The sequence below is a fragment of the Mesorhizobium sp. M0292 genome (assembly GCF_040321695.1).
Lineage (GTDB): Bacteria > Pseudomonadota > Alphaproteobacteria > Rhizobiales > Rhizobiaceae > Mesorhizobium.
The window spans coordinates 1-7,261 of record NZ_JAMYSB010000050.1 but is presented as its reverse complement, the minus strand read 5'-3'; the positions used below and the strand labels follow the sequence as shown (position 1 = coordinate 7,261).

The 7,261-nt window shown below is 65.4% G+C and carries 9 protein-coding genes; 3 read left to right on the top strand and 6 right to left on the bottom strand.

Annotated elements, in window-relative coordinates:
* Positions 1 to 254: 254 nt before the first annotated feature.
* Positions 255 to 1,136: an EamA family transporter gene (locus NKI96_RS32220; RefSeq protein ID WP_352807773.1), complete on the top strand. Its 882-nt coding sequence runs from the start codon at positions 255 to 257 to the stop codon at positions 1,134 to 1,136.
* Positions 1,137 to 1,280: 144 nt separating this feature from the next.
* Positions 1,281 to 2,456: a hypothetical protein gene (locus NKI96_RS32215; RefSeq protein WP_352807771.1), complete on the top strand. Its 1,176-nt coding sequence runs from the start codon at positions 1,281 to 1,283 to the stop codon at positions 2,454 to 2,456.
* Between the two features lie 90 nt (positions 2,457 to 2,546).
* On the opposite strand, the gene NKI96_RS32210 is transcribed toward NKI96_RS32215, so the two are convergent.
* The 5 genes from NKI96_RS32210 to NKI96_RS32190 form a co-directional block, all read right to left on the bottom strand.
* Complete coding sequence (locus NKI96_RS32210) at positions 2,547 to 2,639, bottom strand: hypothetical protein (protein WP_023689018.1); 93 nt, start codon at positions 2,637 to 2,639, stop codon at positions 2,547 to 2,549.
* 73 nt (positions 2,640 to 2,712) lie between these two features.
* Positions 2,713 to 2,811: a hypothetical protein gene (locus NKI96_RS32205; RefSeq protein WP_023684816.1), complete on the bottom strand. Its 99-nt coding sequence runs from the start codon at positions 2,809 to 2,811 to the stop codon at positions 2,713 to 2,715.
* Between the two features lie 59 nt (positions 2,812 to 2,870).
* Complete coding sequence (locus NKI96_RS32200) at positions 2,871 to 2,969, bottom strand: hypothetical protein (RefSeq protein WP_023670351.1); 99 nt, start codon at positions 2,967 to 2,969, stop codon at positions 2,871 to 2,873.
* A 199-nt stretch (positions 2,970 to 3,168) separates the two neighbouring features.
* A complete protein-coding gene (locus tag NKI96_RS32195; protein WP_352807769.1) occupies positions 3,169 to 3,759 on the bottom strand; it encodes a DUF924 family protein in 591 nt (196 codons plus the stop codon).
* 2 nt (positions 3,760 to 3,761) lie between these two features.
* Complete coding sequence (locus NKI96_RS32190; protein WP_352807767.1) at positions 3,762 to 4,673, bottom strand: SDR family oxidoreductase; 912 nt, start codon at positions 4,671 to 4,673, stop codon at positions 3,762 to 3,764.
* Between the two features lie 111 nt (positions 4,674 to 4,784).
* Here NKI96_RS32190 and NKI96_RS32185 point away from each other — a divergent pair, with 111 nt between their 5' ends.
* On the top strand, positions 4,785 to 5,747 hold the full coding sequence (locus tag NKI96_RS32185; protein ID WP_352497209.1) for a LysR family transcriptional regulator: 963 nt from the start codon (positions 4,785 to 4,787) through the stop codon (positions 5,745 to 5,747).
* 26 nt (positions 5,748 to 5,773) lie between these two features.
* On the opposite strand, the gene dinB is transcribed toward NKI96_RS32185, so the two are convergent.
* Complete coding sequence (gene dinB / locus NKI96_RS32180; protein ID WP_352807765.1) at positions 5,774 to 7,015, bottom strand: DNA polymerase IV; 1,242 nt, start codon at positions 7,013 to 7,015, stop codon at positions 5,774 to 5,776.
* Positions 7,016 to 7,261: the final 246 nt, after the last annotated feature.

Sequence of the window (7,261 nt, the reverse complement as noted above, 5' to 3'; positions counted from 1 at the left end):
CCCGCAATCGTCTTTCTTGTGGGGGCTGGTGGGGTCGCTTTTGTTTATAACATACATTTTGGCCGGCCTCCCCCCCCGCGGTCTTGCTGCGCTCCACACCTCTCCCCCGATCGACGGGGGAGAGGAAATGCGTCGGCGTTCGCCTCCCACCCTTGCCCTATCAACAGCCCGCTCGTGCCACACGACAGCCAGGCCCTTTATCCCTATCTCCGGCCTGCGCTACGGCCTGCTGGTCGTGCGCGGAGGGACTGGAATTGACGTCGACGCCGATTGCCGTAGCTGAAGCGAAGGCCTTGCCGATCGGCGCGTTGCTTGGCGCCATGGTGTCGATCCAGATCGGCGCCGCCTTCGCCAAGGGCGTGTTTCCACTGATTGGCGCCAACGGCACCACGGCGCTGCGGCTGGTCGTGGGCGCGCTGATGCTGGCGGCGGTGCTGAGGCCGTGGCGGGTGCGGCCGCCGCGCGCCGTGCTGCCCTGGCTCATCGCCTACGGCGTCAACCTCGCGGCGCTGAACCTTTTGTTTTACGCAGCGCTCGCCAGAATTCCGCTCGGCGTCGCGGTGGCGCTCGAATTCTCCGGCCCGCTGCTCGTGGCGACGCTGTCGTCGCGGCGCGCCACCGACTTCGTCTGGGTGGTGCTGGCCGTTGCCGGCATATTGCTGTTGTCGCCCTTCATCCACTCCGGCAGTTCACTCGACCCGGTCGGCGTGATGCTGGCGCTGGCCGCCGGCGGCTGCTGGGCGCTCTACATCGTCTTTGCGCAAAAGGCGGGCGCCGAGCTTGGCAGCCAGACCACGGCTTACGGGCTGGTCATAGCCGCTGCCGTCGCCCTGCCGTTCGGCCTCGCCGAGGCGGGTACCGGCCCGATCGCACCGGCGATCCTGGTCAGCGCGCTGCTGGTCGGGCTGTTCTCCAGCGCCTTGCCGTTCTGGCTGGAGATGGTGGCGCTGACCCGGATGCCGGCCAGGCTCTACGGCACGCTGACCTGCCTGGAGCCGGCGCTGGGCGCGCTGGCCGGCTTCCTGTTCCTGCACGAGATCCTGAGCCCGTTGCAATGCGCGGGCATCGCCGCCGTGGTCGTTGCCGCCTTCGGAGCCGCGCTGACCACCAAGCCGCCGGTGCCATCGCCGGAATAGGTGCCTGAAAATGTATGTGACGCCGATGCCGTGGTCCGCCGGTCCCGTGTCCGGTTGCTCAAGCGCCTGCAGCATCGATATATGATCGATGTATGTGCAGGAGATCCAGATGAGCAGGGCCGACAGCATTGCTTGGAGCCGTCCGTGATCAAGGCAATACTCCTTGTCGGGTTCGCGGCTGTCGTGGCGGCTCTCGCCTGGCGGCTGGCGCGGTCTCGTCGCAGAGCCCGGCTTCGTGAAGATCCGGCCAACGACTACGCCGTGCGCCGGGACTGGTCGGGCAACCACGGCAAGCTCAATCATTCGTCCTTTGTCTATTTCGATGCCGATCGCGACGGCCGCTACGGGCTCGGCGACCGCCCGATGGCCGGCATCATGGTCAGACTGCATGATGGCGACGGCCGCTTCGTCGCCGCGGCGCGGAGCAATCGCGGCGGCTTTGCCAATTTCCTGGCGTCGACCAAACGTCGGGCCGCGCCCATCCATGTGCCGGGCAGCTACCGCTTCACCGTGTCTCTGCCGCCCGGCTGGCGCTCGAGCAGCGCCAACGAGGTCCAGTCGCAGCACCTCCGGCCGCTGCCGGGCTCGCCCACCGGGTTGGTCTCGGAAGCAATGCTGCAGCCGGTCGGCCTGTTTGCGATACGCCGGCTCAGCGGACGCGTAGCGGACGGTGTCTCGGCGAGCATCTCGGTGATGGCGAAAGGGCAAGAGGTGGCGGTGCATCCGCTAAGTGCTGGCGCTGGTTTCCGTCTCGATCTGCCCGATGACGCCGACGCGATCGAAGTCACCGGCGATGGCATGGAACGACGACTGGCCTTGTCGGCCTACCCGACCGAGCTCGGCCTGCTGTCGCCCGAGAACGCGGCTGTCGACAGCGCCGCGCCCTTGCAGGCCATCGGTTTCGATGATGTCACGACGCGCGGCCTGCGCAAGGTGCCGTCCGGTTATGCCGGGTTGACCTGGTTCAACCTGAACGCACTTGCGCGCGATCATACCGAAGGCAGCGAAGGTTACGTCAACGGCAATATCTCGGGAGACCATGTCTGCTATACGAGCAGCGGACACCCGGCCGAATTGTCGAGCGACAAACCGTTCGGGTTCCATTCCGTGATGCTGACAGCGGCATGGTTGAAGTCCGAAGGCGAAACCGCACTGGTGGAGAGCTGGCTTGGCGACCGGCTGATCGCCAGCGACACGATCGTCCTGTCGGCAATGGCGCCCGTCCACTATGCGCCGATGCTGGCGGCGGTGACGCGCGTGCGCCTTTCAACGAGCCACTATTGGCAGCTCGTGCTCGACGATCTGGTGGTTGTGCGCTGAACGGTCCCGCCGCCTGCGGGAGATCATGCTCCGGAAACGATCAAGCCGCCCGACTCTGCCAGGAGGATCTCGATCTACCGGGGAACGAGTTTAGCCCGGAATAGGAGCAGAAGCGCCGTTCGCGGTGATCTGCGAGAGCTTGCCCTTTTTTACCAGCACTGGCTTGGAATAGGTCTTCCTCATTTTCCACTCTCCACGTCGGGCACCCAAAGCCCTGTTCCCGGCCAGACGGCACGAGGCGTCGGATAATCGGCTGCTAGACGGCGACCGGCCCGGAGCCGTTACCATTGTCGGCTGTAACCTGCGAGAGCTTGCCCTTCTTGACCAGCACCGGCTTCGAATAGGTCTTCTTCATGCCGCATCTCCAGTGTCAGGCGAGGCCGCCAGATCAGGCGACAGTCCGACTCAACGACTTCACTCAATCGGGCCGGAACCCGCTCCATTGGCGAGCGCCGTAACCTGCGAAAGCTTGCCTTTTTTGACCAGAACAGGCTTCGAATAGGTTTTCTTCATAGTGAATCCTCCAAGCTTACGCGATAATGCCAGACGGATCGGCACTGTCAACCTTCGCGGCGCCGTCGTCCCGTCCCGGGTTTTCTTGGTCCCGATGCACTAGATCATGATGAGATTTGGTTGCAATCTCATCATGATCTAACCCTTTGTTGCAGCATGATCTTTTCCAAAAACCGGACCCGCTTTTTGGGATCATGCTCTAACCCGCAAATCCACCTTCATCGAGAAAGCGTTGTTCTTGGGCGTGCATGGCGCGGCCGAGGATCGGGTTGCGGTGCGGAAAACGTCCGAAACGGCGGATGATGTCGCGGTGATGTTCGGCCCGCTTCAGGTCGGACGGGCCGATGTCGCGCGACAGCGCCACCGAGCGGTCCTGGTCGGCAATCGCTTCGGAATGCGCGAAGGGCAGCCCGAAGAACAGCCGCAGCGAGGGATCGACCATCCGCTGGAACCCGGCATCGATCGCCTCAGTAGCGATCGCGCGGGCATTCGCGTCGCTGGCATACATGCGCGGCGTGTCGCGAAAGGCGTTGCGCGGGAACTGGTCGAGCAGCAGGATCAGCGCCAGAGCCCCGTAGGGCGTCGCCATCCAGCCATCGCAGTCGCCGCGCGCTGCGGCCTCATGCAGCCGCAGGAAGCGATCGCGAAACTCGCGGTCGAAGGCCGCATCCTTGGCGAACCACGCGGCAGGTCCTGCCTGCCACCAGAAGCCGACCACGGCGGCAGCGGCATCCGGCACATTCTTCCGGGCGGCGAGGCCGCCCGGTTCGACGGTTGCGATGGCGTCCATTGTCAGGCCGCCTTCGCATCGCCGGCCAGTGCCGCCCAGTCCAGCGCTCTTGCCCATTCGGCGAATGAGGTCGGCTTCACCGGCAGCAGACGGGTCGTCTGGCCGAGATCGACGGCAAGCACGGCCTGCTTCTGGCTGCGGATCCAGGCATAGCTGGCGGCAGTCTGTTCGGCGGCGTCCTTGCCGAGCATGGTTTCGAGCGCGGCGGCGAAGTCCGCCAGCGGCACCGGATAATAGCTGACTTCGCGGCCGACAATGCCTGACAGGATGACGGCCATCTCCGGTCCGGTCAGCGCCTGCGGCCCGCCAATGTCGAAGCTGGCACCGGCAAGCTCCGGATGCCGCAGCGCTTCGACCACGTAGGCCGCCATATCCTGCCAGGAGATCCAGGAGGTCTGGAAGTTGGCCGGCAGCGGATAGGCGAGGACGCCCTGATGCATGATCGCCGGCGCGCTCCAGGGCGCCGCGATATTGCTCATGGCCAGCGTCGGCTTGAGGACGATGGATGGCGGGCCGAACGTCTTGATGTAGTCGATGAGTTCGGTCTTGGCGTCCATCACCGCCGTGCCGGAACGGCCCGACACATGGCCGCTGGTGTTGAACACCAGAAGCTTGACGCCGCCTTGCTGCGCCGCATCCGCAATGTTGCGGCCGTAGCGCAGGATCTCTTCAGGGCTTGCACCGACCGGCAAGGTCAGCGCCACCGCATCGACGCCGAGGCAGGCGAGGGCCAGTCGGCCGGGGTCGGCGAGATCACCGCGCACGATGTTGACCCCATCGCCGAACGGATCGGGCGAGCCCTTGCGTAACAGGACACGCACCGTGGCGCCGGCGGCGCGGCAAGCGCTGACAATGGCCGACCCTTGGGCGCCGGAGGCGCCGGTGACCAGAACCGAATTGGGAAAGTTTGGCATGGATTTGCTCCTCTCTGAATGAGTGCCGACGAAACCGGCACCACCGTCTTCGCGTCGAAGAAGGCATTCGCAACTTTACTCTGCTGAATCCAGTGATATGATTTCAGGAATATGCTGAACAAAATTGACCTGGCGCGCGCCGATCTCAATTTGCTGGTCTTGTTCCAAGCCATCATGGAGGAGCGGCATGTCGGTCGCTCGGCGGAGCGGCTAAACCTGTCGGCCTCGGCGGTCAGCCATGGCCTTGGCCGGCTGCGCAAGCTGCTTGGCGATCCGTTGTTCCTGAAGACGCCGCGCGGCGTCGTGCCCACCGACCGGGCAACGGAGCTTGCCGAACCGGTGGCCGAGATCCTGGCGCGGGTGCGCCGGGTGATCGCCAGCGCCGAGCCGTTCGATCCCGCCCGCTCGACGCGCCGCTTCACCATCGGTGCGCCGGATGCGGTATCGTCCGTGCTCCTGCCGCCGCTGCTCGACCAGATCCGCCTTTTGGCCCCCGGCATCGACATCGGCATCCGGCAACTGCTGCCACGCCAAGGTGAACCGTCGCCCACTACTGCCTGGAGCGACTGTGTCGCCGAACTCGAAGCGCGCGCCATGGATGTCGCGGTGATTCCGTTCGACGGCCTGCCGGCACGCTTCACCGTCGACAAGCTCTATGAGGAGGATTTCGTCGTCGCCACGCGCGCCGGCCACCGCTTCGCCGGCGATCCGTGCCTCGACGCCTATTGCAGCGTGCAGCATATGGTCGTCTCGAACAATGGCGATCCGAACGGGTTTGTCGACAGGGTGCTGGCTGAACGCGGCCTGTCGCGTCGCGTCGCGCTGACTGTCCCCAACTTCATGTTCGGACTGGCCGTGCTTGCGCAGACTGATCTGATATCGGCCTATCCGCGCCGGTTCCTCGCCATGTATGGCGGCCGTTTCGGTGTCGTCGGCGTCGATGCGCCCATCCGGCTCGGCCACTTCAACATCAACAGCATCGTGCCGAAGGTTGCGCTGATGGATGCGGGTCTGGCTTGGTTGGTCGGCCTGCTCAAACAGAGCGGCAATGCAGCGCGGACTGGCCCAGCCTAAACATTGGCCTTGCCGTCGCGCCGCACTCACAGTTCCTTCTCCGCCAGTTCGCGGAAGGCATCGGGAACCGAGCGCCGGGCTTCCAGCGCCACGGCGCCATAGCCGACAGCCTCTCTGCCAAAGCGCTGGCGGATCTTGTCGATGGCGCGGTCGGCGCCAAAGCGCGCCAGGCCTTGCCTGCTGCCGGGCCGCTGCTTTTCATCGGCAAGCCCGAGCGGCAGCTCCAGCTGCAGCTCGGCACTTTCTTCTAGCTGCGACACCGAGATCGCCAGCAGCGAGATGGTCTTCTCCCGAGGGTTGGCGGCCAGCACGCCGCGCACCAGCTCCCCGGCGATTTCGGCCAGCATCGCGGTTGCCGAAATCGGCTGATCGAGCGTCAGCGAGCGTGTGATAGCGTGCAGATCGGCGAAACGCACGCGCACCGTCACCGTGCGCCCGGGCCGTGATTTCGCCCTGAGCCGGCTGGCGACCCGGTCTGCCAGATGCAGCAGGACGGGTCCGAAGATACGCGCCTCGGCCGGCCGTCTGCCAAGCGCCGACTGCGCGCCGGCGGAATGCGACCGCCTGTGGGTTTCGAGCTTTCGCGGGTCGCGGTTCCATGCCAGCGACGCCAGCTTTTCGCCGGTGGCGGGCCCGAGCAACCTTCGCAGCGCCCCGCTATGCGTCTTTGCCAACTGGCCGATGGTCTCGATGCCGATCTCGGCCAGCCGCGCCTTGGTCGCCGGGCCGACGCCCCACATCAGGCCGACCGGCAGATCATGCAGGAAGGCAAGTTCGGTGTTCGGATCGACCACCACCAGGCCGTCGGGCTTGGCCACCTGCGAGGCGATCTTGGCCAGATGCTTGGTGCGCGCCACGCCGATCGAGATCGGCAGGCCGAGCTCTGCCCGGACGCGCCGACGCACCGTGGCGGCGATCTCGGCCGGCGGCCCGAACAGATGCGTGCAGCCGGCCACATCGGCAAAGGCTTCATCGATGGAAATCCGCTCGACCAGCGGCGTGAAATCGTCGAGCACCTTGATGGCGGCGTCGCCCAGCCGCTGATAGTCGGCGAAATGGCCGCCGACGAAGATCAGTCCGGGGCAAAGCTCGCGCGCGCGTTGTCCGGGCATGCCGCCGCGCACGCCGAAAACCCTGGCTTCGTAGGAGGCGGCAAGCACGACGCCGCCGCCGACTGCGATCGGCTTGCCCCTGAGCGCCGGGTCGAGCAGCTGCTCGACCGAGGCGTAGAAGGCGTCGAGATCCGCATGCAGGATGGTGGGCTCCATCCCGACCGTTCCCTTTGCGGCGTTGCAGCATTAGCCGCGTCTGTTGCGATAGGCGTTTTTGCCGAACAAATAGAGAACAAACAGGGCCTATTGTCAAGCGAAGCGGTTGCCGCCGGCCGGTCCGTTCCAGGTCGGGCCGTCGAGTGCTCCGCCTGGGCAGCGTGTCCAGCCGATAGATGGGTAACACTTTGAACCGGATACATAGGTGACACTTCTCTCCCCCTATGCGTCCGCCGCATCGCCAAG